A 25,866-nucleotide genomic window follows, 5' to 3' on the forward strand; every position below is an offset into this window, starting at 1 on the left:
GCGACTTCTCCAATGATCTTTTCATTCACGCGCACGGCCGCATTTGCCGTGCGCGAGGGGCGGGCGCGTGCTTTCGCGTCGCTCGCAGCGATTGCGGCGATCGTGACCTGTGCCGGCAGTGCGAGCGCTCAGACCACGGGCAACGTACGTGGCGAGGGGACGGGGGCTGCGGCCGTGGTGCCTGGTGCACCTTTGCGATTGCCGGCGACGGCGGTGCGTGCCACCTCCACGCCTACCCTCGATGGCCTCGACAATGACGCGGTCTGGCAAGGCGCGCCGATGGTCGATGCCTTCCAGGAGTATCAGCCGCGTGTCGGTGGTGAGCCGCGCTTTCGTACGGAGGTGCGTGTGGCCTACGATGATCGCGCCCTGTATGTGTTTGCGCGCATGCATGATTCGGCGCCTGACAGCATCATCGCGCTGCTGAGTCGTCGGGATGTGCGCACGTCCAGCGATCACTTCATCGTGGTTTTGGATTCCTACCACGACCGGCGCACCGGCTATGAATTTGCCGTCAATCCTGCGGGCGTGAAACGTGACTATCTCGTGTACAACGACAGCAACGAAGACGGCACCTGGGACGCCATCTGGGACGTGGCAACCCGTGTCGATTCGTTGGGATGGACGGCCGAGTTTCGGCTGCCCTTCAGTCAATTTCGTTTTCCAGAGCAATCGGCTCACACGTTCGGTCTGATGTTCCTTCGGGAGATCGCGCGCACGGGCGAGCGTGTCAGTTGGCCGCTGTTTCGCCGCGACGCGCAGGGGTTCATCTCGCAGGCGGGTGATCTGGTCGGTCTGCAGAACATCCCGTCGCCGCGTCGCCTCGAAGTGACCCCGTATGTGCTCACCAAGAACACCACCCGGGCTTCAGATGGTGGTGCGCGCACACACCCGCAGCAGAGTACGGTCGGTGCCGATCTGAAGATGGGCCTGGCATCGAACCTGACGCTCGACGCCGCGGTGAATCCCGACTTCGGACAGGTGGAAGCCGATCCGTCGGTGCTCAATCTGTCGGCGTTCGAACAGTACTTCGAAGAGCGACGTCCGTTTTTCCTCGAGGGCGCCGGCATTTTTGAGTTCCGCAACTTCTGCGGCGATATCGATACCGGCTGCCGGGGTCTTCTGTACTCTCGGCGCATCGGACGTGCGCCGCAGTTGATGGGTCGTTACGGTGATGCCGCCAGTCCACAGCAGTCCACCATCCTCGGCGCGGCCAAGGTCACCGGTCGCACGCGAAGCGGTCTATCGGTGGGCATGCTGGATGTCGTCACCGAACGCATGGTGGGGGCAGAGGGTCGTACCATCGAGCCGATGACCAACTATGCGGTGGCGCGCCTGCAGCAGGATCTGGCCAACGGGCAGAGCGGTGTGGGGGCCATGGTCACGGCGGTGCACCGCTCGCTCGATGAATGGACGACCCCGTGGTTACGTCGCGAAGCGTACACCGGCGGCATCGATGGACGTCATCGATTCGGGGGGCGCAACTACGAGGCGACCTTCTCGCTTTCGGGCAGTATGGTGCGCGGAGATGCGCGCAGTATTCACCAACTGCAGACCGATGGTGTGCACCGCTATCAGCGCCCCGATGATGGGCTCACCGTGGACTCCACCCGGACTTCGTTGGCCGGTCTCGCGCAGCGTGTCTCGCTGAGCAAGTTCGGCGGTGGGGTCACACGGTTCCAGTTTGTCTACCAGCGCTTCACGCCGGGCTACGAAACCAATGATCTGGGCTTTCAGGCACGAGCCGATGAACAGATCGCGCGCGGATGGTACGCGTTTCAGTTGCTCAAGCCCACGACGTACTATCGGCGCGCGTTCATCAATTCGAACATCGGCACCAACTGGTCGGCCGCTGGGCTCAACACGTGGAACAGTTTCAATACGAACTGGCACATCGAGTTGCCCACCCAATGGTGGCTGCATTGGGGCATCACGGCGCAGAGCATCGCACCGGCCTATGACGATCGTGTGGCGCGTGGCGGGCCCGCCGTTCGTGTGCCGTCGGGATTCAACTACAGCGTGGGGGTGGAGGGCGACCCGCGGCGGGTGCTGATTCCAACGCTGTTCATCGGCGGGCGCCGGGGCGATGAGGGGCGTCATCGCAGTTTCTGGGTGGAACCCAACCTGCAGTTCCGGGCGTCCTCACGATTCTCCACGTCGCTCAGTGCGAGTTGGCAGCGTGCCGATATCAGTGCGCAGTGGGTGCGCAATCGCACGGACAATGTCACCGGCGCGTTGCAGTCGCTCTTTGCGCCGCTCGACCAGACCACCTTTTCGAGCAGCATCCGTCTCAATTTCACGGCCACACCGACGCTGTCGTTGCAGGTGTGGGGGCAGCCCTATCTGTCCACCGGTGACTACGACCGGCTGATGCTGCCGGCGGCACCACGGGCGGCGAAATACGCTGACCGCTGGCGTGTCACGGCTGAAGATGGCGGTGGGTTCCAGTTCCGTGAGTGGCGCTCGAATGTCGTGGCGCGCTGGGAGTATCGTCCCGGTTCAACGGTGTTTCTGGTGTGGCAGCACGGACGCAGCGGCTACGAAGACCAGTCGGGGCAGTTTGCCTTCGGCCCCGAGATGCGTGACCTGTTCGGATTGCCGCCAAACAACACGTTCCTGCTCAAGGTGTCCTACTGGCTCAACCCATGAGCTTCTGCATCACACTCTGGTTTTTTGTGTTGCTGTTTGCTGGTGGGTGACACTCAGCGCCGCACGCGTTCGATGCGCACGATCTCGATGGGTGGCTTGAGACTCTGGCCATCGGCCGGCCGTTTCTGGATGGACCGCACGATGTCCATGCCTTGTGTGACCTGACCGAACGCGGCGAACCCCTGGCCATCGAGATTGCGATGGCCGCCGAAGTCGAGCGACGGTTGATCGCCGATGCAGATGAAAAAGTCCGAGGTGGCCGAATCGGGGCCGCCTCGGGCCATGCTGAGTGTGCCATTGCGGTGCTTGAGACCGGTGGCGTTGGTGCGCTCGAGCGGGATGGCGGGAAAGCGCGTGCGTGTGGGGGCCGGGTTGGCGCCACCCTGGATCACTTCGATGCGCACCGTATCGCGCGGCTGATTGTCCATCGTGACCGTGCGATGGAAACGGCCGCCCGTATAGGCGCTCGAGTCGACGTAGCGCAGGAAGTTGCGTGCGCTGATCGGTGCCCGCGCACTGTCGATTTCGGCCAGGATGGTACCGAGTGACGTTTCGATGCGCACGGCGACGGTACCGGGCGTCGGCTGCTGGGCGTGCGCCGTGGCCGGATGTGCCGCGATGCCGAACACGGAACCGAACAGCAGGGCACAGGCGGCGGGGCGTACACGCCGCAGGAGGGAGGTGATCATGGCCTCAAGAATGGCTATATTTCAGTCTTGAGGCCACGCCCTCACCCAAATCGGGAAAAGTCCGGGACGGCCCGGCCCTACTTCACTGGAGGGCCGTATGGCCGCCTGGGTTTCATTGCTGGTCGCTGGCGTGTTGGAAGTGGTGTGGGCCTACTTCATGAAGCAGTCGCAGGGGTTCACGCGACTGTGGCCCTCCGTGATCACGCTGAGCACGATGATCGCCAGCTTCGCGCTGCTGTCACTCGCCATGAAGACGCTGCCGTTGGGTACGGCCTACACCGTGTGGACCGGGATTGGTGCCATCGGCGCTTTTCTGGTGGGCATTCTGGTGCTTGGCGAAACGGTGAGCCCCATGCGCATCACGGCTGCCGTGTTGATCGTGGCTGGGCTGGTGCTGATGAAGCTCTCGTCCTGATCACGGTCGGTTGTGGCACGCGCGTCCGGCTCAGGGATGGGCCTTGAGCGTGAGCCAGGCGGTGTACCCCTCGGTGGGAGGGCGCGAGCCGGGGGTTTCTGGCCACGGTGTCACGGAGTCGAGTGACACTCGCGTTCCAGCGATCACCGTGTCCGACGGCGGCGCGCCCCACCGCAGTGTGAAGGGCACGGTTGCTCCACCGCCAACACGATAGCCCAGTGTCACGTCGACATCGCCCATGCGTACGCAGACCACACTGCGCGGGCAGCGGGAGTCCTGATCCACGGACAGCAGGGAGAAGGATGGCGCACCGCTCGTCGGCTGAATGACCTGACCAATGCGCACGGATTGTGACCGTGGCGTATCAGCGGGGCCGGCGGCGGTGCCGCTCGAGGAGCATGCGACCAGCAGAGCGGTTGCCGCGGTCATGGAGACCGACACGGGGCGACTCGGTGGTGTGAAAGATCGAGAGGCGCGCATGGGGCCCTGATAGAGAGGGGACCGATCGAAGCGGACACGGGGCCATACCCAAGCGTGGCGGGACCAGTCACCGCAGGGCCGATGATTTCTGGGACGAATGTGGTGATCTGCGTGCGAGGTTGCTGGGGGCTGTCCGCCGTTGAACGAACATGCTTGACGATTGCGCGGCCCGATGAAAGACTGGGATGGTTGCTCACGAATGGAGTCACGATGAATCCCAAACAGCGCTCGGTGCGAGCCTCCTGGACTGCGTACGTCGCTGCAGGCGCGTTGCTGTTGGCCTCGGCATGTGGTGGAGACAGCGCCGAGCCGACCACGCCCGTTGGCGTGACGGAGATGAGCGCACGCGCTGCGTCCTACATCGAAGAGTACATCGGGCTGATGCAGCGCCATGTGCACAGCACCCATCGCGTCGATTGGACGCAGGTGCGCGCCCGTGCCCGCGCTGCGGCGGCCGGTGCGCAGTCGCTCGACGACGCGCGTGTCGGCATCCAGGAGGCACTGCTGGCGATCGGTGAGTGGCACAGCTTCTATACCGGGCCCAATGGCGTCACATTCAGCGTGCCTAGTGTGCCGTGTGGGGCTGCGTCGTCCTGGCTACCACTGCAGCCGCCCAGCGATGTGGGCTACGTGCGGATTCGCGAGTTTTCTGGTGGTGTTGTCGAATCGATCGCATATGCGGACTCGGTGCATCGGATGATCGCGCGTGCCGACAAGCCTGACCTGAGTGGCTGGGTTGTGGATTTGCGTGGGAACCGAGGCGGGAACATGTATCCCATGTTTGTCGGTATCGGTGCGCTCATGGGGCCCGGTCGCTATATCGATTTCATCGATGCCGATGGTGGGCGCATTCCCGTCAGCTATCGGAACGGTGGAGTCTTCTACGGCGCGGAGGAATTGGTTCGCATTGAGCGACCATACCATGTCCGCGATCACAACATCCCGATTGCGGTGATTGTCGATGGTCTCGTGGCGAGCTCTGGCGAAGCTACCGCATTGGCGTTCCGCGGCAGGCCGCGCACGCGCCTCTTCGGGACACCGACGTGTGGCATGGCCTCGGGGAACATCACCCTGTTCATGTCCGACGGCGCGCGGGTCGTGATCACTCGCTCACTCATTCATGACCGGATGAGCACGGGCGACGGCGGTCCGATCCAGCCGGATGTCCGGGCAGAAACGGGTGATGAGGCGATCGCGCAAGCGGTGTGGTGGCTGCGCTCACAGCACTCGGCGACTGAACGCGAGGACTAGCGTGTCTGCAGCGCCCGCCGGGTACAACGGGCAATGCGTGGTGTGCGCGTCACCCAGGCCACGACATCGGCGACCGCACTCCACGCCTTGTCTGTGGTGGTCACCGCAGCGGGACCGGCCGGCGTGGTGACGAGTGGAGTGGCGGGCCCCTGTGTGAGCGAAGCGTCGATGGCGTCGAAGAACACATGGTCGGCCGGAGTCTGTGTCAGTGTCTGACGGGCGGCATGCACGGTGGCGCGCATATCGGCATTGGCGCCAAAGAAAGAGGTCCGGACTTCGTCGCAGGTCGTGAGCACCAGCGATTGCAACGCCTGCAACCGCAGCACCCGAGGGAGAGTGGAGTCCGACACGGCATCGGTGAGCTCGCGTCGGAGCTGCCGGGTTGGGGTCTCCGCCGACTGATTCATCATGCTCTCGATAAACGCCATCCGCGGGCGAGCCAGCGATGTGCGATTCATCGAGGCGGCCGGTGAGTCGGGCGCACGCAATTGTTGCAAGCCGTCGCGTGCCATATCCACCAGCGTGGCACCAGCGAGGGCATCCATCGCGCCTGTGCCCACGTCGATGATGGCAAACCCCACCATGAGCGTGCGCCGCAACGTGCGTTCCGCCGCAAGAGAGTCGTGCATGGCCAGCGACCACGCCGCGCGATAGATCGACGCAATCGCCAACTGGCGCGCGTCGCCAAAGGCGACCAGCGGTGGAAGCGGCACGCGTGCACTGTCACCCGATGGTACAACGGGCTGCATCAGGCCGATGGCGGGCGACAGATGTGCCAGTTGCTCGAAGTCGTTCCACAGCGGCGCCTGCGCCATGGCGCCCAGGTATGAAAGTTCGGCGTTGGTGAACCCTTCGCGTGCGCGCGCCACGATCATCGAAGGATTTGGACCTCGATATTGCGCCGAACGCATGCCCGAGAACATGCCCGCGTCCGGTGCCAGCGCATTCCACGGGCGCGCGCCGGGATTGATACCGCGACGACGGCTCGGCAGAATGGGCTGCGCCGCGCCCAACTGCTGCAAGGCGTTCGTCAGCGTCTGGCGCGAAGTACCGGCGGCCGGCGGCATGCCAGTGGACGCCGATGGTGGCCCGTCGATGTCGAGCGGGGGCGTGTCAGCGCCCAGACTGCGGAGGGAGTCGAGCGCTGCCAACCGCGCGCCGATGCGGTCGAGATCGAAGGTGCGTGTGGGACGGGAGGTGCCGATGGCGACCACCGGCACGAGCACCATGAGTACCACCACGACCGCCACGGCCTGGATGGCCCACACCCGTGCTGCCGCCAAACGCGTGGGGCGGCGTTCAGCGGTGGGCGCGTCATTTTCGGGGGCCGCGTGCATCGGGGGCATGCTGCAATCTGTGCAGATGTACCGGGCACCGTCATGGTCGTGCGGACAGCGAAATGGCGATGTCACCAACGCCGCACGCCCCGGCAGCGTTGGTACGCGCCTGGGGCGTGATCGGGTGTGGCTGTATGACTGCAGCGTGCGGGAGACAGTCCGGACGCAATCGAGAGGAAGTGCGGCCCGCCGAGCCTATTGCCCGGCGATGGCCGCGCGGGGAACGGAGGATCAGCGCAGCGTGACGCCGACGGCGATGGGCACCCAGCGAATCGCATTGCGGTTCCCGATGCCCTGATCGCGGTCGAGATAGTCCTTCGTGTTGCCGAAGACGTTCACGAATCGCGATTCGACAAACAGTGCCGCGCCGCCGATGCCGAACTCCATGCCGCCACCGAGCTGCGCACCAAAGGCGTTCTGACGGATGCGGTTGGCATTGTTGAATTCCACCACGGGTGTTTCGCCGTCGCCGATGGCTTGATCAATCGGAGAGTTCGTTCCGAACGAGCGGAACTGATACATGCCTGCGCCACCCACGCCATAGATGCCGAACGCACCAAGCTGTCCACGCGCGGTCATGTTGAGTGTCGCGGAATAGATCTGCGGGCGATTGGCTGGAATCGCGAGCCCTTGGCCCGAGGCGTTACGCGCCACGACCCTGCGATCGCTGCCGAGGCGATTGTATCCCAGATCGAGACGCACACCCAGGAGCTGATTCGGTCGATGGAAACCGATTGGTACCTGCACATTGAAACCCGGCTCGTAGCCCCGGTCCTTCAATTCCAGCGAAGGCAGGGACGTACCGCCGCCGAGCGACAGATAGAAGCCGCTGTTGCGAAAGAGCGCAGTGCTGGGCCGTGGTGGCTGGACCGACGTAATGCTGTCCTTCGTATCGATGGTGCGGGTGGGGGCCGCAACAACGTTGATGGTTGCTGACTGATTGGGCAGTGCCACCGGTGCGGCGCTTTGCGCCCACAGCGCGACCGGGGTACCGATGGAGCAGGCGACCGCCGCGCAGGTGCACGCAGTGGAGAGACCGCGGCGCGCGCGCGAGATCAAGAAAGAAATTGAATACGTCATGTTCGCCTCCGTGGGAATCGTTGCGGTTCCGTGCTGCGATCAGGATAGGGGTCTCCTGTCCCGTTCGCGCGTTCCCACACGAGTGATCTTTGCCACACCCTTTGGCAGGGGCGGGACCTGCCCAAAAGGGGGAGACAAAGACTCCGCTGGCGGCTACTGGTTGGCGTAGCAGGCAACTCCTATTCTGCCTCTGTGTCTGATGGTGATCTCACGGAGCGCCACGCGGCTGCATCGCGGGACACTGTCACCAACTCACCGACCGACGGTACCGGTCGTCTACATACAGGAGGCTTCCATGTTGACCACACTGGCCATTGTCCTGCTCGTGCTCTGGGCACTCGGTATGGTGTCCGCCTACACCATCGGCGGTTTCATCCACATTCTGCTGGTGATTGCCATCATCATGGTGCTGGTGCGTGTCATCCAGGGTCGTAGGCCGATCCCTTGACGATGACCGCAGGACAGCAAGTGGGGCCGCATACACCAGGTATGCGGCCCCGCTTGTTTTTGTAGAACCTTCAGTGCCAAACGCGGAGGTGATATCCGTCGCCTGCGGTCAGCGAGGGCGCACCGCGTCCAGCAAGCTGCTCAACCGGGTCATATCCAGCGGCTTGACGACATGTGCATCAAACCCCTCGGAGAGGGCGCGCTCCCGATCCCGTTCAGCGCCCCAGCCCGTCATGGCAATCAGCATGGCCTTGCGGGGAACATGCCTGGCGCGGACGATACGGGCGAGTTCGTACCCGGACATCCCGAGCAACGAGACATCGACAAACGCAATGTGGATAGGAGCGTCGACTGGTTGCTCTTCCGTCAGAAACGGAAGGGCCTCTTCTGCCGATGACAAGGCCATTGCATGGCACCCCATCAGTTCGAGTACCATTACCATGCTATCGCGTACATCCTGATTGTCATCGATGACCAGTGCACGGATTTCAGTAGGCGGCATGCGTGTGTTGTGAGGGAAGCCGGCGATCACATGATCGGGCCCGGCATGCAAACACGAGCCGTGCATCGGTTGCACGGCAAGTGCGTTTCAACGTGGCGCACCGGGCGCTGGCAATCCGCACGACCGATCCGCATCTTCTACCGCTACGGTCCGGAATAGTGCTCCGGAATATGTGTGCGCAGTCACGTGGAGGCACGGGCGGACGATGGGTGGTGCGACGGATGATGTGACGACGTTATTGCACGAATTGCGCAACCGCCTGATGCCCATGCAGTTGCGAGTCGATGCCGGCCGTCACCTGGCGGCTGGTACAGCACTCGAGCCCCTGATGGTCTCGCTGCAGGCCTCGATGCAGGACCTCGCGCAGTGGGTAGATGCCAAGCAGCGTGTGAACCCCGTCGGAGAAGGGGCCGAGCAACGTACCGGGATGCAGAAGGGGCACATCCTCATGCCGGTCACGCCCCTGCATGTGCTGCTGGTGGATGACAACGACATGCTGGCGAGTGCGTTGTGCGATTTTGCATCGGGCGACCCGCGTTTTGCGTCGATGCGGCAGGTACGCTGTGCGGCGGACGCGTGGGAGTATCTGTCGTCGTATGCGCCGGATGTCGTCGTGCTCGACGTGCACTTGCCGGATGCCGATGGCATCGCCCTGTGTGTGGCTCTGCGCGAACGCTACCCTACCGTGCCCGTGGCCATCCTCTCCGGGACGTTCGACGCCATTCTGGTCGACGAGTCCCGTGTCGCGGGGGCGGCCGGATTCATTGCCAAAGGCAGTGATCCCCACGCCACGCTGGAAGCGTTCGTGGCCGTGTCCCGAGGGGGATGGACGACACTACTCCCCTGACGGCACCGTGCAGGCACCGGCAGGGGAGTTGGTCCAAGCGCTATGACGCCGCTGTGACGCGTGGGAACTGCGGCTGACGCCTCAGTTCATCGGCGCATCGGCAAACCAGAAGAGATCCACCTTACCCTGCCGGTTACGCGACAGGACCAGCGTGTAGGCCTTGCCCGCTTCGAAGTTCATCTTGGGCGTGGACAGCAGCGATTCGTTGCGGTTGTCGGCACGCACTTCCAGCACGCCCGACCACGGGTCGATCATCTTGTAGGCGTGCTCTTCACCGTAGTCGAGGCCTTCCACCAGACGGTCGCCATTGCGCGGTTGCACGATCACCTCACGCACGCCCGGCGCGGCGTGGACGAAGCGGATAGCAGCCTTGCCTGGCTCCTGCACCAACTGGTCGCGCACGACGAGCGTCTCGAACTTCGTGCCATCCTGATTCTTGAGCACGATGAGACTGTAGCGGTCACCGTTGGTCAGCAGCTCGCGATTGGTGTTGAGCGGCACAAAGGTTCCGCCCACGGTATCGCCCACCTGGAACGAGGCCCAGGTCTGATCGATGGGTTGATAGGCACTGGCCGCCTGGAACTTCACGGACGGCAACACGTGCATCTCGTCGGCGCGGATCATGAGTTCACGCGACATCGGCACGGCATTCACGACACGCACGAGGGCGACACCACGCTCGTCGGCGCTGTCGGCCGACATGGTGTTGGCCAGCGTTCCGTCTTCCGAACGGGTCTCAACGGCACGATCGTCGCCGGCTTCACGGCTGCAAGCCTGCGTGGCAATGACCGCAGCAGCGACGAGGATCAGGGAGCGCGTATGATTCAACATGGCGGGATCTCCATAGAGGCGGGAGTTGCTCGAGGGACTGCACCGGTCCGTCGCATCGCTGTGGACGCACCGCGCAGTTCGCACTGCAGTATCCTCACTTGCCATGGCCGCAACCATTGTACGCCTGACACATCTTTCACTGCCTCCTGAGGGCAGCGAGGCATGGCTCAGAGGTCAGTGTGCGCCTACCTCCTGAGAGATAGGCGCCCGGGTTTGCCCGACAGAGTGGATCCTACAATTCCCGAATCAGCCCGCGTTTGATACCGATGGTGACGGCCTGCGTGCGATCGCGCGCGCCAAGCTTCTGCAGGATCGCCTTGATGTGGGCTTTCACGGTGCCTTCGCTGATATAGAGCGTATTGGCAATCTCGATGTTGGAGCGACCTTCGGCCAGGCTCCGCAACACCTCGAGCTGGCGGGCCGTGAGCGCGTCGCTGGCGACATGTTCCGCCAGCTTGGCCGCGATGCTGGGATCGATCGCCTTGCGGCCGGCGTACACCGCGTGCACGGTGTCGATCAGTTGCGCCGGCTCGACATCTTTGAGAAGATAGCTGGACGCGCCGGCGCGCAGCCCGCGGAACACTTCTTCGTCGGTGTCGTACGTGGTCAACAGGATCACGCGGGCCGCCGGGAATTCGGCGCGGATGGTGCTCGTCACTTCCGTGCCATCCATCGGCACCATGCGCAGGTCGCAGATGACCACGTCGGGAAGCAGATTGCGATACAGGTCGATGGCGGTCGCCCCGTCACCGGCCTGACCGATCACCTGCATCCCGTCCACGCCATTGAGCAGCGCGGCCAGCCCCTCGCGCAGGATGGCGTGATCGTCTACCAGCAGGATGCGAATCGTCATTGCCGACATCAGGCGAGTTCTCCGGAGATGGGGATGCCGTTGGATAACACAGAAACTGCACAATTGCAGCGGGACATCGTCAGTGTTGTCACGCACGATCTGGGAAGTATCGCCGGAGCGCTCGCTCTTCGCGCGGAAATTCCCGGATCGACCGAAGCCGTGGCCCAGGAGCGCCAGCGCGCCGTGCTCAAGTCACTCGCCGATCAGGTACGCGCGGCGATGCGCATGCTCGAAGTCATTCGGGGCGGGGAGGGGCGATCCGGACTGGGCGCTGCGCGGACGGCGCCCGAAGGGTGGTGGCTGGAGCAACTGCGGCGTTTGTGCCATGCGACCCTGCCGCGCGGTGCCTCGGTGCAGTGTACCGCCAGTGACGCGATCGCGCCGCTCAGCGAACGGGATGTTGCCGGACTGACCATGCTGATGCTGGCGGCACTTCGTCACCTGCAGCCGGAGCGCCTGACGGGCGCGCTGTCGCTCGACATCGGGGTGCACGTCGCAAACGACGATCGGGTGCCAGCGGTGCTGGTGTCGATGGCCATGCGTGGCGTTCCGCTTCGTGCGTCGCGGTCCCGTCGCACGCGGTGGCAGCGTTTCTGCGATGCCCAGAGCGCCGAACGGGCATGGCCCGTAACCTGGTGGCACGAGTCGGCACCGGATCAGCTCAACTGGCACTGCCACCTGCGGCTTTCCGCTGCCGACTGATGCGGGTCAGCAGTTCACCCAGCAGGCGCGGATCGGCCGGCTTGACGAGGTGATGATCGAACCCCGATGCCCGGGCGCGTTGACGGTATTCCTCGTTGCCCCATCCGGTCAGGGCGATGAGCACGGTGGCCTTGCCATTCGGCAAGGCCCGGATGCGTTCGGCCGTTTCGAAACCACTGAGTCCGGGCATTCCCAGGTCGAGCACCATGACATGGGGATGTGCGGAGGCGGCGAGTTCCACCGCCTCGAGTCCGTCGTGTACCGTCGTGACCGTGTGGCCCGCCACGCGCAGAATGGTTTCCAGGGTCGTGGACGCATCGACATTGTCATCGCAGATCACGATGGACAGCGTGCCGGCCGACGGCTGGCTCGGGTTCGTGTTTCGTTTGTCGAGGCCGCCGGCGGCGGTTGTCGCGAGGGGCAGCACGACGGTGAAGGTGCTCCCCTGGCTTTCGCCTGGGCTGTCGGCCGTGATGCTGCCGCCATGCATCTCCACGAGGCGTTTCACCAGCGTCAGTCCGATGCCGAGCCCTCCGGTGGTGCGCTCCAGCGTTCGATCTACCTGAGCGAACAGGTCGAAGACCTTGTGCAACAGATGGCGTGGGATGCCCTGGCCGGCGTCCTGCACGGTCACGATGGCCTGATCATCGCGCGTGGTGATGGTGACGTGAATGTCCGTATTGGGCGGGCTGTACTTGGAGGCGTTGTCGAGCAGGTTGGCAAAGATCTGCGACAGGCGAGCCGCGTCTCCCTCCACCACCACCGGCGCATCGGGCGCGTTGATGTGCAATCGTTGGGAGCGCGCCGTGAGCGTGGGACCACTGGCTTCGGCCGCGTTGGTGAGTTTGATCTGCAGGGTGAGCAGGTCATGCCGCAGCTCCAGTTTGCCACTGGTGATGCGGGAGACATCGAGGAGATCGTCGACCAGTCGCACGAGTTGCCCGAGCTGACGCTCCATCATGCCGCGGGTGCGCTCGATGATCTCCGGAGACGGCGCGGCGAGCCGCAGGATCTCCACGCCATTGCGCAGCGGGGCGAGCGGATTGCGGAGTTCGTGCGCGAGTGTGGCGAGGAATTCGTCTTTGCGACGATCGGCGTCCGAAAGATCCGAGGCCAATGACCGCAATTCGTTCTCGAGCTGCTTGCGGTCTTCGATATCCAGCACGGAACCGATGAAACCCAGAAATTCCCCGTCGTCGCCAAACCGTGGCGTGGCCGTGTTGATCACCCATCGGTAGCTGCCGTCATGACGACGCATGCGCAGCTCCTGCCGGAACGTGCGATGGGCCTCCAACGCCTCATGAAAATAGCGAAGCTGGTCCTCCCGATCGTCGGGATGCACACGGGCAAATGGCACGAGGGTGGCCAGATCGACGGATCCGATGCCGGTGAAGTCGTGCCACCGCTGATTGACGTAGGTGATGGAGCCATCCGAAGCTGCCATCCAGATCATCACGGGGGCGCTGTCGGCCATGCTGCGGAAGCGCTCTTCGCTTTCGCGGAGCGACATCTCGACGGCGCGGCGCGCGGTCACGTCGAGGACGAGGCCAGTGAGCAGCTTCTTGCCTTCACGGGTGAGCTGCACCTCGCCGCGAACTTCCACCCAGCCGATATCGCCAGGCACTTCGCGTCGGATGCGACAGGCCACGAGGAACGACTCGCCTGGTTCGTCGACACTTTGCAACGCTTCGATCACTGCAGGCAGATCTTCGGGGTGCACGATGGCCAGCGCGTCGTCGAGCGTGCGTAGCACATGCCCGGGCGCGAGACCGAAGACATCGGTGCCGTTTTCGGAGAGTGTCAGCTCACGAGTATCCCGTGCGATATCGAACGAGACGAGACGTGCCGACCGCAGCGCGAGCTGCAATCGCTGCTGGCCGTAGCGGATGCGCTGTTGCGCGGCCTGTTGTTCCGAGACATCGCGAAACACGAGCACCCCGCCCAGACGTTCCCCCGATGGCGTGACGATGGCTGCCGCCGTCTGGTCGATGGGACGCGCCGTGCCGTCATGGGCCCGGAGGGTGAGCGAATGCAACTCCGTGCGAGCGCGGCGACCGGCGAGCACGGCGCGCACGGGATGTTCCGCATGGCTGGCCGACGGGTCGAAGGGGATGCGATACACTTCTTCGAGCGGCTTGCCTACGGCAGCCATCGCCGGCAGACCAGTCAGTTGCTCCGCCAACGCGTTCATCGTGATGATGTTGCCGGAGGTATCGGTGGTGATGACGGCATCGCCGATGCTGCGCAGCGTGGTGTCGAGTCGTTCGCGCTCGGCCACCAACTGGTCGGCGGCCTGACCACGAGCCGCCAGTTCACGACGCAAGACGATCACGAACCCGAGAAAGGCGACCAAGGCGGCCAGCCCCGCAAAGACGCCACTGCGTGCGGCCTGTTTGTAGGTGCGGTCGGCCACCGCCTCACGGACGTGCAGGAGCTCCCGCTCGTTACTGACCATCGCGTTGACGAGGGTCCGCAGTGAGTCACTGAGACGATTCCCCTCCCGCCCCACCATTACGCGCTGCGCGGCGGCGAAGCCCTGCCGGGCGGCGGTCTCCTGCAATCGACTCAATGCGTCCAGGCGTACGTTGGCAAATGCCTCGATGCTCTCGAGCCGACCACGTTGCAGGGTATTGTCCACGACCAGGGTGTCGAGGACACGAACGCGTTGTTCCAGTGCGGTGCGTACGTCGGCAATCTGCACAAAGTCGAGCGAATCGCGGGTGACCACAAACGCACGTGCCCGTGTTTCCGCGTCGTTGACGAGCAACAACAGGTTCGACAGCTCGTTGACCACCTGATGGCTATGCTCCAGCCAACCGGCGTTCTGTTCGGTCTCACGCGTATTGCGAACCGTGAGCGGAACGTTGATCGCCAAGACGGCCGCTGCCACGATCGCGCCCCACGTGAGGGAGCGTGTGGTGAGGCGGTCGAACGGGTTGATGAGGGATTTCTGGGAACCGCGCGGCAGCAGCGACATGCGACAGAAGAAAGGAGATCAGGGCGACAGTGCCAGCCGTGTCTGCCAGAGGGCAATCAATCGATCGAGGGCGCGTTCCGGATCGGGATCGAGCAGCGGGTCGTGGATGGCCCCCGATTCGGTTGGCTCAAGGTGCAGCGACGGGCTGGGATTGCCAACCGGATGGTGTGTCGCCGGCGGCTGGATATCCGCCGCATCGAGCACCACCACCAGTTCGATATCGGTGCCCCATCCATCTGCACGCTCGGCAAACCACAAATCCCAACTGTGCCGTGCGTATTCGGAGGTGACGGTGGTCCAGGTCAGCAACCGGCCAGGCACATCGGCCGTGCACACGGTTTCCCAGGTGCAGGGGACCGCGTTGCAGAGCGCGCGCCAGCGAGTCCGGGCGCCGTACATGACGGCCTGCACATCGGGCGCGAAGTCAGACGCCAGCGTGGCGTGGTCCCGCCAATGGGCGTAGGCCACCTGCGCGGAAGCCCGCACGGCAAATGATCGGATGTAGCGGCGAACTGGAGACACTCACACACCGGCGCGGGCGAATGCAGGAGCCACACATACCTCGCGGGGCATGCTGTGACGACGCAATGCTGTCGATCGCCTGTGCGACCGTTCCGGAAAGTCGTCACCGGGACTGACGCGGGACACTATCCAAAAGGGATAGAACCGAAGTCCCGGTTCGGGGTCCCTACGGGATCGCCCTGTGTCTCGGCGTCGCCGCGCCATTCCCCGAAAGGATCAGTTTCACATCGTCGAAAGGGTCAGCGCAAAGATCGGTCGGCGGGCCAACTGTCTGGACCGCGCATCTGTACGAACCTTCTGGCGTAGCGAATGCGGTACCGAACCTGATGGCCATATGGCGTGATCGCATCACGTGGTGTCCTCAGGATCGATCTGCCGCATTGCACACATCTCTCCGACCCGACAAAGGAGGACTGCCATGAATACGGATCGCGCCATGGGTGCCTGGACGCAGGTCAAAGGCAAGATGAAGGAGCAGTGGGGCAAGCTCACCGACGATGAGCTGGACCAGATGGAAGGCAAGTGGGAGCAGCTCTCCGGTCTGATCCAGCAGCGCTACGGCGAAGCAAAGGACAAGGTCGAGGAAGAGCTCAATCGCTATCGCGATCTGATGAAAGACGAGCGCGCCGCTCCCCCACCACCGCCGGCCACACCTCCGGGCTCACTCAAAGGCAGCCTATGACATTGACCTCACGGCGGCGGCTGCGGCGTGGCGAATCTGTCTGGGCCGGTGACACCGGTACCACAGTGTTCTCTGCGCCGCTGCCAACCACCGTGATGGCCGATGTGATCGTGGTGGGCGCGGGGATCAGTGGTGCACTGGTCACCCGCGCTCTTCGCGCGTCTGGACGTGATGTGGTGATGGTCGATCGGAAGCGGCCCATCATGGGCAGTACGATGGCATCAACCGCCTTGCTGCAATACGAACTTGATCTACCGCTGCATCGGCTCGCCGAACGCATCGGCTGGTCGCGCGCGGCGAGGGCCTGGCGCCGATCTGCTCGCGCGGTGCAGGAGCTGGGTGACATCGTGCGCATCGATCGTCTCCGATGCCAGTTTGCGGCGCGCGACAGTCTCTATGTTGCCGGCACCCAGTACGGACACCGCGCATTGGCACATGAAGCGGTCGCTCGGGAACGGGCGGGGCTCCGAGCCACCTTCCTCAATGGGTCGGCAGTCCGAGCCGTGTATGGGGTGAATCGCACGGGGGCCATTGTCGGGCATGGTGCGGCGGTCGCCCACCCGGCCCGACTCACGGCCGGACTGCTGCGTCGAGCGGTCTCGGACGGTGTGCGGCTCTATCACGATGCCAACGTGATTGACGTGGACCCTGTGCGCGGTGGTGTGCTGTTGTCCACCGACGATGGTCGTGTACTCATTGCGAATCACGTCGTGTTCTGCTGCGGCTATCAGGTGCCTCGGCTCGTGCCCCCACGCTCCCATCGTATTCGCAGTACCTGGGCTCTCGCGGCGGAGGCACGCGGTGTGTTGCCGTCATGGCTGCGTCACACTGTGGTTTGGGAGGCGTCGGACCCCTATCTGTATCTGCGCACTTTGCCCGACGGATCTGTTGTTGCCGGCGGCCGGGATGAGCGGGATGGCAGTGCGCACGCGGACGTCCAGGCGTTGTTTCCGAAGGCGCGGCTGCTGCGTGACGATGTGGAGGCATTGCTCCCCGGGCTCGCGCTGCGGGTCACGCATCGATGGGCCGGTGCGTTTGGCGAGTCCCCATCATCGCTTCCCTTGATCGACCGCCTGCCGGGCCATTCGCGGGCCTGGGTCGTGGCGGGCTTTGGCGGCAATGGCATCACCTTCAGCGTGGTCGCGTCGCAGATCGTGGCGGCGGCGTTGCGCGGCGAACGGGATCCCGATGCATCCTTGTTCACTCTCGACGCACACCTTGGCTGAGTGGCACCGCGTCGTGCGATCGTCGACGGGCGATGACCGACGTGCGATCACGACAGCGCACGCTCCACGCGTTGCAGATACTCCCGCGAATCGAACGGCTTGGCGATGAGGGAGTCAGGAAATTCGGCGGCGATGTCGGCCAGTTCCGTGGCTGCCACGTCCCCTGTCACGAACAGGAAGCGGGGAACCAACGATGGCAGATCGGATCTGATCCACTGAAACAAGGCGATGCCACTTTCCCCCGGCATCTTTACATCGCACAGGATGGCGTGAAACTCGCGTTGCGCGATGGCGGCACGCGCAGCGGCCACACTGTCACAGGATTCCACCTCGACATCGAGTCGCTTGAGCAACAGACGTTGCGCGCGCTGGATGGAGGGCTCGTCGTCGATGATCAGGACTCGCTGCTTGTGCGTCGCCGAGCGGAGGGGAAGGGCCACATGGGACTCGACCTTTGGTGGTACCGCTTTGGGATCGTGAGACCGGACAAAACGCAGTGTGAAGCGTGCCCCACCACTCTCGCGATTCTCGGCGGTGACGGAGCCGCCGAACGAGGTCATGAATCGATAGGTCAGTGCCAGCCCAAGGCCGGTGCCTTCGCCAACGCCTTTGGTGGTGTAAAACGCTTCGAACACCCGAGAAGGATCCCGAAGTCCCGGCCCATCGTCTTCCACAACGACGACTACCGTGTCGGTGGCGATCCGCGTGGAGACGTGGACACGTCCTTTGTGCCGGGGAGCCAGCGCGTCGAGGGCGTTGTTGACCACATTGAGCAACACGCCCTGGAGCTGCTGACGCTCCGCCATCACCACCACATCGTCGAATGGATCGATCTGCAGGGTGATCCCGGCGCCTGCGAAGGCGAACTGTCGGAGTTCACGAACCACATCGATGGACTCCCGCAACGATACCGGGCCGATGTCACTTTCTCCACGCCGCGCGAACTGCAGCAGACTGCGCACCAGCAGACGCGCGCGCTGTGCTTCCCGTCGCATCGGTTCGACGAACTCCACCGAGAGCTGCTCCATGGTGGGTGGATCGTTCTCGTTGAGCCGTGTGGCCAGCAACTCGCTGCTGGCGAGTACCGTGGCCAGCGGGTTGTTGAGCTCATGGGCCAGGCCCGCGGTCATGCGACCGATCGCGCCCAGCTTTTCCGCCTGCACCAGCTCATCTTGCGTGGCGCGCACACGGGCCAGCGCCGCCGACAGGGCATCGTTGCGGGCCTCGAGATCGGCGCGTGCCGTGGCGAGGCTGGCCGACATGTCATTGAAGGCCTGGAAGGTCGAGGAGAACTCACGATCCGCCGCGAGTGGCATGCGGACGTCGAGGTCACCGGCACCGACCTGTTCCACCGCTGCCGTGAACTGCGCCAACGGATCGGTCACTCGCCGCCGCACGAATCGCATGGCCAGGAACAGTTGCAGCAGAAACATGCTGGCAATGAACACGATGCTGCCGATGGTGAGTCGTCGCAGGGTGTTTCCCTGCGTATCGGCCAGTGTGGTCAGGGCACGTTCGCGAAGATCCACGAAGCCCTGCAGCGCATCGAGCAACCGAAAAGCGTGCTGCACCATTTCGTTGTTGCCGGCAACTGCCGTGGCCATTTGCTGATCGTCCGCGGCCATCACGCGCCGAGCTGCCACTTCCATCTGCTGATGCTCTTCTTTCACTGATTCGATCTGCAGGCGCTCCGCGGGCGACAGGGTGCGGAAGAGATACTGGCGCACGTCGTCGTACACGCCATGGCCGATCGAATCAAAGGCAGCAAGTCGTTCCTGTGAGCCGCGGCTGGTGGGATCGCCGGCGATGGCCAGTTGTCTCATCACACCGCGGATAACCGCATCGCCAATACGCTGCTCTTCGTTCACGTGGCCGGCTGTGCGGCGCAACTGAAGCTGCTCCCGTGACCCCGCGAATGCGATGACGGCGAGCGCCACGACGGCGCTGACCGTCATGGTGACGCCCGCCAGGAACAAACGCTCCCGCAACGCCCGTGGGCGCCGTGGAGGCCTGGCGAGATGGTCGCGATTCTTCCGCATCACCGCAGGGTCATGGGGAATTGGTGGCAACGGCGTCCGGCGCCGGAATGCGTCGCAGAATCGGATCGCGCTGCACGTCGCCGTCCAGGGAAAACGAAATCAGTCCCGTGACGCCGTGCACAGCCTGACGTTCCCGGCCCAGTTGATCGAGAAAACGTCGTACGTCGTCGCCGGTCCGTGCGCCGCTGCGGACGGCTTCCAGCAGCACCAGCATGGCGTCGTAGGCCAACGCTTCGCCGCCGCCTGGTGTGTGTCCGAATCGGGCGCGATAGCGATCGCGGAATCGACGTCCTTCAGGAGTGGCGTCGAGGTCCACGAAGTCCACGTACCGAACGCCGGTCAGCACACCGTCCGGATTGCCTCGCAGACTCCAGGTCGTCGTGGCGTCGCTGGCAAACACGGGCACGTCGCCGAGCGATGGGCGTATGGCGGGGAGCACGGAGTGCAACGATCCCGGCCGCCCCAGCCAGACAATCACATTGGGTTTTGTCTGGATGACAGTTTGAATATCCTCGAGGACCGTGCGGGTCTTTCCCGGGCTGTCGAGATGCGGCAGATCTGCGACGACAGAGATCTCGAGAGAATCGAGCGCGGCGCCCACCACCGACCGTAAGCTGCGCCCGTAGTCATCATTCACATACAGCAAGGCCACGCGGGCATCACGTGGTCGTTCTCTTGCGACGGCCTGGGCGAGCACCCAACCCTGCCGATGGTCGGACGGGACCATGCGAAATGAGTAGGGGCCCGCTGCGGAGTACAACTGTGCCGTCGAGGTGGGCGCGAGCTCCACGACCTTGGCATCGTTGTACAATTGCGCGGCGGCGAGACTGGCACTGCTGTTGGTATGACCGACCACTGCCACCAGACTCGGCTTCGAAAGCAGGGTCGTAGCCAGTTGAATGGCTGATGCGGCGACGGAACTGCGCTCTGCGAGCAGCAGGGCATCCGCGACGGCGGTTGTTCCGGAGGGTGTGGCGTCCTCGAGGGCCATCGTGACCGCTTCATTGAACGTACTTCCCAGCGCGGTCCCGATCAGGGGGCGCGGTTGCTCACGACAGGCCAGTATCAGGACAACTGGAAGGACGAGCAGTGGAGGACGCCAGAATACCATGCGCATCGGGAAAAACACGTCATGCCCCGGGGAAGGTCGCAACAACCTGCCGTAGAGTATCGGCACCAGAAGCCCGGCTCGCTAGGTTGTGGGTACCATGACGATACCCACCCCGGCCTTTCGCGACTTCGCCCTGCGCTCCATCGACGGGGAGCCCCTCCCCATGTCCCGGTTCGATGGGCAGGTGGTTTTGCTGGTCAACGTCGCCAGCCAGTGCGGCTTCACGCCGCAGTACGAGGGGCTGGAGCGCCTGTGGCGACGCTTCGGTGACCGTGGGCTCGTGATCCTCGGCTGCCCCTGCGATCAGTTCGGGGCGCAGGAGCCGGGCGACGAAGCGGAGATCGCCCGCTTCTGCTCACTCACCTACGACGTGACATTCCCGCTGTCGTCCAAGCTGGACGTGAACGGCGATGCGGCCGACCCGCTCTGGCAGTGGGTGAAAGCTGAGGAGCCTGGGGTGTTGGGTACGACGTCGGTCAAGTGGAACTTCACCAAGTTCCTGATCGGTCGCGATGGGACGGTGCTGGAACGCTTCGCGCCGACGGTGACACCTGATGAACTGGTGGCACCGGTGGAACAGGCGCTCGCTGCTCCACCGGTCGCTGGGTAGCGATACGCGCGTCTCCCGTTGGGGTCAGCGGGGGGCGGTCACGGTGATTTCGAATGTCCGGATATCCACGGGCGCAACCGTGACCGGCGCCGGCGCCACGCCGGGCACATCGAAGTGATACACCAGCCGAACCAACTGCTTCACGTTTCTGCCACCGACACGGGCTGGTGTGAAGCGCGCCGCGGCAGCCGCCCGCGCAACACTCTCACCAATCGCGGGATGGCTGGCGCTGACGATTTTCACCGATCCGGCCACCACTAGCCCTGACGAATCGACGACCAACTGCGCCAGGCTGGAGCCATTGGTCCGCGTCGCGAGCAATGCGGCAGGATATTGCGGGACGGCCGTGCCGGCGATGAGTGAGGCTTGGCTGTCGATCTTGAATTCAACCATCGGCTTGGCCGGTGGTTGTGCGGTATTCACGGCCGGTGATAGCACCCGCGTCTCGCGCACGCTCGCCAACGCGCGTGCGAATCTGGGCGACGCACCGATGGCGATGGCAAGGATCGCCGCGGTGCCCAGAACAACCGATCGGATGCTGCGAGATTGACGCGAGAGTGTGGGAGGACGCATAGCGGCGATTCTCCGGTGCAGGGTGGTGGGCGAACCGGCCATGTGCGAGCCAAGTGTTGCCGCAGCCGGTGAGGCGGCAAACAGCGGATGACTGTGCTGGCGATGTGCGACGAACAGCAGCAACTGCGCATACTGGTTCGGCGTGGCGCCAGCGCCGAGCACACGACGATCGCAGTCCACCTCCGTGGAGACACGTGTGCGACGTGCCAGCGCCCATACCACCGGATTCCATGGCACGAGCACCGTGAGCGCACGGGCGACGGTGAGCGTGACCTGATCGCGCGCGCGGACATGTTCGAGTTCGTGCGACAAGATCATCGCGCGCAGCACGCTGTCCATTTCGAAAAACCACGACGGCAGCACCATACGGGGACGCAGTACGCCGACGATCGCCGGGCCGATATCCCGTGTCACGAGGGCCGACTGCCCGTCGATATCGTGCGGCTTCGCATCGCGCATGTGCCGGCGCAACACGCGGGCGAGTAGTCCCCATCGCACTGCCAGCCAGAAGGTGGTCAGAGCCCAGACGATCAACAGGGGCATATCCAGCAGGCCCAGTTGTGTGCGCAGACCGGCAAGGGAAGACGTCTCGGCGGGCTGCACACTGCTGATCGTCGTCGCCGTACTCAGCACCCGGGTCACTCCGGTCGTGGCTTCCGGCGTCAGCAGCATCGGCGCGAGCACAGGCCACACCACCGCAGCAAGGGTGGCCACGATCCAGACTCCACGAGTTTGGCGCGCACTCAGTTGCAGCAGGGCATCCAACGTCAGTGCGGCGATGAACAGCACGGCACTGAACGCGATACTACTCACCATCCAGAGCGCGATCATGACGACCGCCGGCGCTTTGTGGTGGACGGCTGATTGGGCACCGGACGGGAACCCGTGTCCCGACGCCGGAGGTCCTGTCCTTCCGTGATGCGTCGTGCGATGGCCTGCAGTTCTGCAGCATCGACATGCTGATCGTCGACGAGCCGAGCCAACAGGCTCTCCGCCGATCCCCCGAAGAAGCTGCCCAGTACTCGCTGCAAGGCCGACTGCTGCGCGATGCGCTGCTCGACGCGCGGGAAGTACCGATGCGCACGGCCTTCAGGCTCGTGCCGCAGCAGGCCTTTGGCTTCGAGATTGCGCAGGATGGTCAGGACCGTGGTGTAGGCGAGGTCCGCCTCCAGCCGTTCGCGGATTTCTGTGGCGGTTCCACTCCCGTGTTGCCACAGGAGTGTCATCACATCGAGTTCACGGGCACCGAGCGAAAAGTCGTCCATGGTGAGCCGGGTGGGGGAGTTCAACTATTTGCATAGTAGATATAGGATAGCCTTTTCCTGTTGTCAACTATGGTGTTAGTAGTCGATGACGGTCTGGACGGATGGTATCTTTCGGGATGACGTCGGATTGCTCGCGTCGCGCGTTCCTCGCGCGCCTTGGAAGGCTTGCTGGTGGGGCCGCTGTGCTCGGCGGCGCCGGCAGTGTGTTGCCGTTTGCGCAGGCGAAAGCGCTTGGTGCTCCGTCTGTTGTGTCACCCCGGTGGTTCGAGTTCACATTCGCACGCCTGCGCTACGACTCGGGGGACTGGGACTACAATCCCAAGGTGTGCGCCAATCTGCTCGACGCGGTGGTGCAGTACACCGATATTCCGGTGAATCAACAGGAAGTGGTCATCACCGCCGACTCCGCAGAACTGTCCGCGTTTCCCTTTCTGTTCATGACTGGACACAAGCTCGTGCGCTTCAGTGATGCCGAGCGAAAGGGTTTGGTGCGCTTTGTGGAGAACGGTGGGTTGTTGTTCAGCGACGACTGCAACCACGATGTGAACGGCTTGTATGCCAAGACGTTCGAAGCCGAGATGAGCAAGGCCTTTGGCGTGAATGCGATGCCGAAGATCGCGCGCACGCATGCCTTGTACTCGAGTTTCTTCCAGTTCCCCGATGGGCCGCCACGCACCTCCCATGAGCTCAACGGGTGGGGCGACAATGTCGTGCACGATTACCTGCGCGGTGTGGAGCGTCGCGGGCGACTGGGCGTCTTGTATTCCAACAAGGACTACGGCTGCGAATGGGACTACGACTGGAAGAACAAACGCTTCCGACGTCGGGACAACACCCGCTTCGGGGTGAATGTGGTCGTCTACGCGATGACCTGAGGCCCCAGCAGGTACTGTGGGCTGTCCTGCTTCCTGTGTCCTCTCCAACTCCTTCCTGTGTCCTCTAGAAACCAATGACGCCGTGGCGACCAGCACTCGTCGCTACGGCGTCACGATATCAAGAGGATACAGGAAGGAGTTGGAGAGGGTGCGGGAAGCAGGAAAGACAAGCGGGGCCGGCGACGCTGTCGCGGGCCCCGCTTTTCTGTTCGTCGTGCCAGTGGTTCAATCGAAGGCGGCACCCACGTTGATCTTGCGGATCAGCATCCACGGCGAGCCGTGTGAGATACTGTTGGTCTGCGTCGGCTGACCCTTGGCGTCACCGCCGGTGCCGTGCATCTGCCACTCCTTCGGGCCAGTGATGCCGTCGAGATTGGCCCAGAAGTCGGTGGTGATGGCGTTGTACGTCACGTCGGTGACCTGGCGGGTGATCTTGCCGTTCTTGATCTCCCAGAAAATGTGGCCGCCGAACTGACCGTTATAGCGCTGCTGATCGATGGAATAGCTGCCGCGTCCATCGATCATCACGCCGTCCTTCACATCGGCGATGAGCTCATCACGCGTGGGCGAGTTGGCCGGTCCCGGTTCCACATGCACGTTGGGCATGCGCAGGAACGGGTAGTCGCGCCACGTGCTGCCGAAGGTGCAGCCACGGCTTTCCTTTTCCCCCACGAAGTGTGCGGTTTCGCGGTTGGTCTGCAGGCCCACCAGCACACCATCGCGAATGAGCGGCCACTTCTGCGTTTTCACACCGTCATCGTCGAAGCCCACCGTGCCGAGGCCGGCGCTGGTCTTGTCACAGGTGACATTGAACTGTTTGGAACCGTACTTGAGTTTGCCCACGTCGGAGAGTTTCACAAAACTCGTACCGGCATAGTTGGCTTCGTACCCCACGATACGATCCACTTCCGTGGCGTGCGCGACGATCTCGTGAATGGTGAGCATCGCGTGCGACGGCGACAGGATGAGGTCCTTGAGTCCACTCGAACCCAGCGGCTTCGCGGTGCACATCTCCACGGCGTCGGTCGCGACTTTCTCCGCCTGATCGAGGAAGTCCGAGTTCTCGGCAAACTCCCATCCACCTGTACCAGCCACGCCGGAGTAATTCCGCGTGCGGGTGACTTCACCAACTCGCGCGGTCACCGAGAACGTGGGTGATGTGGTGAACAGCTCCTGCTCGATATACGAGCCTTCGCTGCTGGCGTAGTAGCGCCATTCGTAGCCGTGGTTGCAGGCCACATTCACCGCGGTCACACCCTTCACGGCAGCGGCTTTGTCGGCAATGGCTTGGGCCCACGCCTGCTTGTCTGTGACGGACACCGATGTGGGGTGCTTGAGCATCGGCGTGATGTAGTGCTCCTGATACGGCTTGACCGGCGCGAGCTTCATGTCGGCTTTCTTCGCGATGGCACTGGCCTTCGCCACTTCGACGGCCACACGTGTGACACGACGCAGTTCGTCTTCAGTGAGAATGGGGCTCGATGCAAAGCCCCACACGCCGCTGTGAATCACGCGCACACCAAAACCACCGGGCTGACGCTCGGCGTCCGACGGGATTCCCTGTACGCGACGGCCACCACCACCCCGACCACCGGGGCCACCGCCGCCGCCACGGCCACCCCCAAAGCCACCCGCACCCGGACCGGCCGGAGCGCCACCCGGGCGAATGTTCACGGTCGCACCAGGCAGCGTGGACGTCATGGTGAAGCGCACGTCGGTGTAACTGCAGCCGGCCATCTTGCCTTCGGCCAGCACGATGTCGGCGAGTCCCTTGAAACGTGTTTCGAGCGGACGGCCCTGGGGCGAATCCGCGAGCACCTGACCGAACAGATCACGCGAATAGAGCGTGAGCGCGGCACCGGCTCCGAACTTCTTCAGAAAATCACGACGGGAAGAGCTCATG

24 protein-coding genes are annotated in these 25,866 nt (G+C 63.7%); 10 read left to right on the top strand and 14 right to left on the bottom strand.

Features of this window, described 5'->3' with window-relative positions; genetic code table 11:
• Positions 1-12: 12 nt before the first annotated feature.
• Entirely contained in the window at positions 13-2,649 is a 2,637-nt protein-coding gene (locus GAU_RS05040; RefSeq protein WP_041265274.1) for a DUF5916 domain-containing protein, read from the top strand.
• A gap of 53 nt (positions 2,650-2,702) precedes the next feature.
• Here GAU_RS05040 and GAU_RS05045 read toward each other — a convergent pair whose 3' ends face one another.
• Positions 2,703-3,338 carry a peptidylprolyl isomerase gene (locus GAU_RS05045; RefSeq protein ID WP_012682477.1) on the bottom strand — a complete coding sequence of 212 codons (636 nt, stop codon included), beginning with the start codon at positions 3,336-3,338 and terminating at the stop codon, positions 2,703-2,705.
• Positions 3,339-3,435: 97 nt separating this feature from the next.
• Here GAU_RS05045 and GAU_RS05050 point away from each other — a divergent pair, with 97 nt between their 5' ends.
• The gene (locus GAU_RS05050) at positions 3,436-3,753 is read left to right on the top strand and encodes a DMT family transporter (protein WP_012682478.1); all 318 of its coding nucleotides are present in this window, start codon (positions 3,436-3,438) and stop codon (positions 3,751-3,753) included.
• Positions 3,754-3,783: 30 nt separating this feature from the next.
• On the opposite strand, the gene GAU_RS05055 is transcribed toward GAU_RS05050, so the two are convergent.
• Positions 3,784-4,233 carry a hypothetical protein gene (locus GAU_RS05055; protein ID WP_169307591.1) on the bottom strand — a complete coding sequence of 150 codons (450 nt, stop codon included), beginning with the start codon at positions 4,231-4,233 and terminating at the stop codon, positions 3,784-3,786.
• A 210-nt stretch (positions 4,234-4,443) separates the two neighbouring features.
• On the opposite strand from GAU_RS05055, the gene GAU_RS05060 reads away from it, so the two are divergent.
• Complete coding sequence (locus tag GAU_RS05060; RefSeq protein WP_012682480.1) at positions 4,444-5,484, top strand: S41 family peptidase; 1,041 nt, start codon at positions 4,444-4,446, stop codon at positions 5,482-5,484.
• On the opposite strand, the gene GAU_RS05065 is transcribed toward GAU_RS05060, so the two are convergent.
• On the bottom strand, positions 5,481-6,830 hold the full coding sequence (locus tag GAU_RS05065; protein WP_156798911.1) for a hypothetical protein: 1,350 nt from the start codon (positions 6,828-6,830) through the stop codon (positions 5,481-5,483). The two genes, GAU_RS05060 and GAU_RS05065, sit on opposite strands and share 4 nt — an antisense overlap.
• 222 nt (positions 6,831-7,052) lie before the next feature.
• Positions 7,053-7,901: a hypothetical protein gene (locus GAU_RS05070; protein ID WP_012682482.1), complete on the bottom strand. Its 849-nt coding sequence runs from the start codon at positions 7,899-7,901 to the stop codon at positions 7,053-7,055.
• 295 nt (positions 7,902-8,196) lie between these two features.
• Between GAU_RS05070 and GAU_RS22165 the strand changes: the two genes are divergently transcribed.
• On the top strand, positions 8,197-8,349 hold the full coding sequence (locus tag GAU_RS22165; RefSeq protein WP_012682483.1) for a lmo0937 family membrane protein: 153 nt from the start codon (positions 8,197-8,199) through the stop codon (positions 8,347-8,349).
• 108 nt (positions 8,350-8,457) lie between these two features.
• Here the strand turns inward: GAU_RS22165 and GAU_RS05080 are convergent, their stop codons facing one another.
• Positions 8,458-8,880 carry a response regulator gene (locus GAU_RS05080; protein WP_169307592.1) on the bottom strand — a complete coding sequence of 141 codons (423 nt, stop codon included), beginning with the start codon at positions 8,878-8,880 and terminating at the stop codon, positions 8,458-8,460.
• Positions 8,881-9,076: 196 nt separating this feature from the next.
• On the opposite strand from GAU_RS05080, the gene GAU_RS20430 reads away from it, so the two are divergent.
• The gene (locus tag GAU_RS20430; RefSeq protein ID WP_231847957.1) at positions 9,077-9,697 is read left to right on the top strand and encodes a response regulator; all 621 of its coding nucleotides are present in this window, start codon (positions 9,077-9,079) and stop codon (positions 9,695-9,697) included.
• A gap of 81 nt (positions 9,698-9,778) precedes the next feature.
• On the opposite strand, the gene GAU_RS05090 is transcribed toward GAU_RS20430, so the two are convergent.
• Together GAU_RS05090 and GAU_RS05095 are read right to left on the bottom strand one after the other, a co-directional pair.
• Positions 9,779-10,528 (bottom strand): DUF4397 domain-containing protein, encoded by a 750-nt coding sequence (locus GAU_RS05090; RefSeq protein ID WP_012682486.1) that lies wholly within the window; start codon positions 10,526-10,528, stop codon positions 9,779-9,781.
• A gap of 232 nt (positions 10,529-10,760) precedes the next feature.
• Complete coding sequence (locus tag GAU_RS05095) at positions 10,761-11,390, bottom strand: response regulator (RefSeq protein ID WP_012682487.1); 630 nt, start codon at positions 11,388-11,390, stop codon at positions 10,761-10,763.
• Between the two features lie 24 nt (positions 11,391-11,414).
• On the opposite strand from GAU_RS05095, the gene GAU_RS05100 reads away from it, so the two are divergent.
• Positions 11,415-12,083 (top strand): hypothetical protein, encoded by a 669-nt coding sequence (locus GAU_RS05100; protein WP_012682488.1) that lies wholly within the window; start codon positions 11,415-11,417, stop codon positions 12,081-12,083.
• Here the strand turns inward: GAU_RS05100 and GAU_RS20435 are convergent.
• Together GAU_RS20435 and GAU_RS05110 are read right to left on the bottom strand one after the other, a co-directional pair.
• The gene (locus tag GAU_RS20435; RefSeq protein ID WP_012682489.1) at positions 12,043-15,060 is read right to left on the bottom strand and encodes a PAS domain S-box protein; all 3,018 of its coding nucleotides are present in this window, start codon (positions 15,058-15,060) and stop codon (positions 12,043-12,045) included. The genes GAU_RS05100 and GAU_RS20435 overlap by 41 nt on opposite strands.
• Positions 15,061-15,078: 18 nt before the next feature.
• Entirely contained in the window at positions 15,079-15,582 is a 504-nt protein-coding gene (locus GAU_RS05110) for a hypothetical protein (protein ID WP_012682490.1), read from the bottom strand.
• A 418-nt stretch (positions 15,583-16,000) separates the two neighbouring features.
• On the opposite strand from GAU_RS05110, the gene GAU_RS05115 reads away from it, so the two are divergent.
• On the top strand, positions 16,001-16,264 hold the full coding sequence (locus tag GAU_RS05115; protein WP_012682491.1) for a CsbD family protein: 264 nt from the start codon (positions 16,001-16,003) through the stop codon (positions 16,262-16,264).
• On the top strand, positions 16,261-17,490 hold the full coding sequence (locus GAU_RS05120; protein ID WP_012682492.1) for an NAD(P)/FAD-dependent oxidoreductase: 1,230 nt from the start codon (positions 16,261-16,263) through the stop codon (positions 17,488-17,490). The genes GAU_RS05115 and GAU_RS05120 overlap by 4 nt, the downstream gene beginning before the upstream one ends.
• A 47-nt stretch (positions 17,491-17,537) precedes the next feature.
• Here GAU_RS05120 and GAU_RS05125 read toward each other — a convergent pair whose 3' ends face one another.
• On the bottom strand, positions 17,538-19,529 hold the full coding sequence (locus GAU_RS05125; protein WP_012682493.1) for a hybrid sensor histidine kinase/response regulator: 1,992 nt from the start codon (positions 19,527-19,529) through the stop codon (positions 17,538-17,540).
• Between the two features lie 10 nt (positions 19,530-19,539).
• Positions 19,540-20,646, bottom strand: a complete 1,107-nt coding sequence (locus GAU_RS05130) for an ABC transporter substrate-binding protein (RefSeq protein ID WP_041265279.1) — start codon at positions 20,644-20,646, stop codon at positions 19,540-19,542.
• A 91-nt stretch (positions 20,647-20,737) separates the two neighbouring features.
• Between GAU_RS05130 and GAU_RS05135 the strand changes: the two genes are divergently transcribed.
• Positions 20,738-21,250 (top strand): glutathione peroxidase, encoded by a 513-nt coding sequence (locus tag GAU_RS05135; protein WP_041265280.1) that lies wholly within the window; start codon positions 20,738-20,740, stop codon positions 21,248-21,250.
• Positions 21,251-21,274: 24 nt separating this feature from the next.
• On the opposite strand, the gene GAU_RS05140 is transcribed toward GAU_RS05135, so the two are convergent.
• Both GAU_RS05140 and GAU_RS05145 read right to left on the bottom strand, forming a co-directional pair.
• The gene (locus GAU_RS05140; RefSeq protein WP_012682496.1) at positions 21,275-22,654 is read right to left on the bottom strand and encodes a M56 family metallopeptidase; all 1,380 of its coding nucleotides are present in this window, start codon (positions 22,652-22,654) and stop codon (positions 21,275-21,277) included.
• Entirely contained in the window at positions 22,651-23,088 is a 438-nt protein-coding gene (locus GAU_RS05145; protein WP_012682497.1) for a BlaI/MecI/CopY family transcriptional regulator, read from the bottom strand. Before GAU_RS05145 ends, GAU_RS05140 begins: the two co-directional genes overlap by 4 nt.
• A gap of 101 nt (positions 23,089-23,189) precedes the next feature.
• Between GAU_RS05145 and GAU_RS05150 the strand changes: the two genes are divergently transcribed.
• On the top strand, positions 23,190-23,963 hold the full coding sequence (locus GAU_RS05150) for a DUF4159 domain-containing protein (protein WP_231847958.1): 774 nt from the start codon (positions 23,190-23,192) through the stop codon (positions 23,961-23,963).
• A gap of 225 nt (positions 23,964-24,188) precedes the next feature.
• Here the strand turns inward: GAU_RS05150 and GAU_RS05155 are convergent, their stop codons facing one another.
• The gene (locus GAU_RS05155; RefSeq protein ID WP_012682499.1) at positions 24,189-25,865 is read right to left on the bottom strand and encodes a TldD/PmbA family protein; all 1,677 of its coding nucleotides are present in this window, start codon (positions 25,863-25,865) and stop codon (positions 24,189-24,191) included.
• Position 25,866 lies beyond the last annotated feature (1 nt).

This window comes from Gemmatimonas aurantiaca T-27 (genome assembly GCF_000010305.1).
Lineage (GTDB): Bacteria > Gemmatimonadota > Gemmatimonadetes > Gemmatimonadales > Gemmatimonadaceae > Gemmatimonas > Gemmatimonas aurantiaca.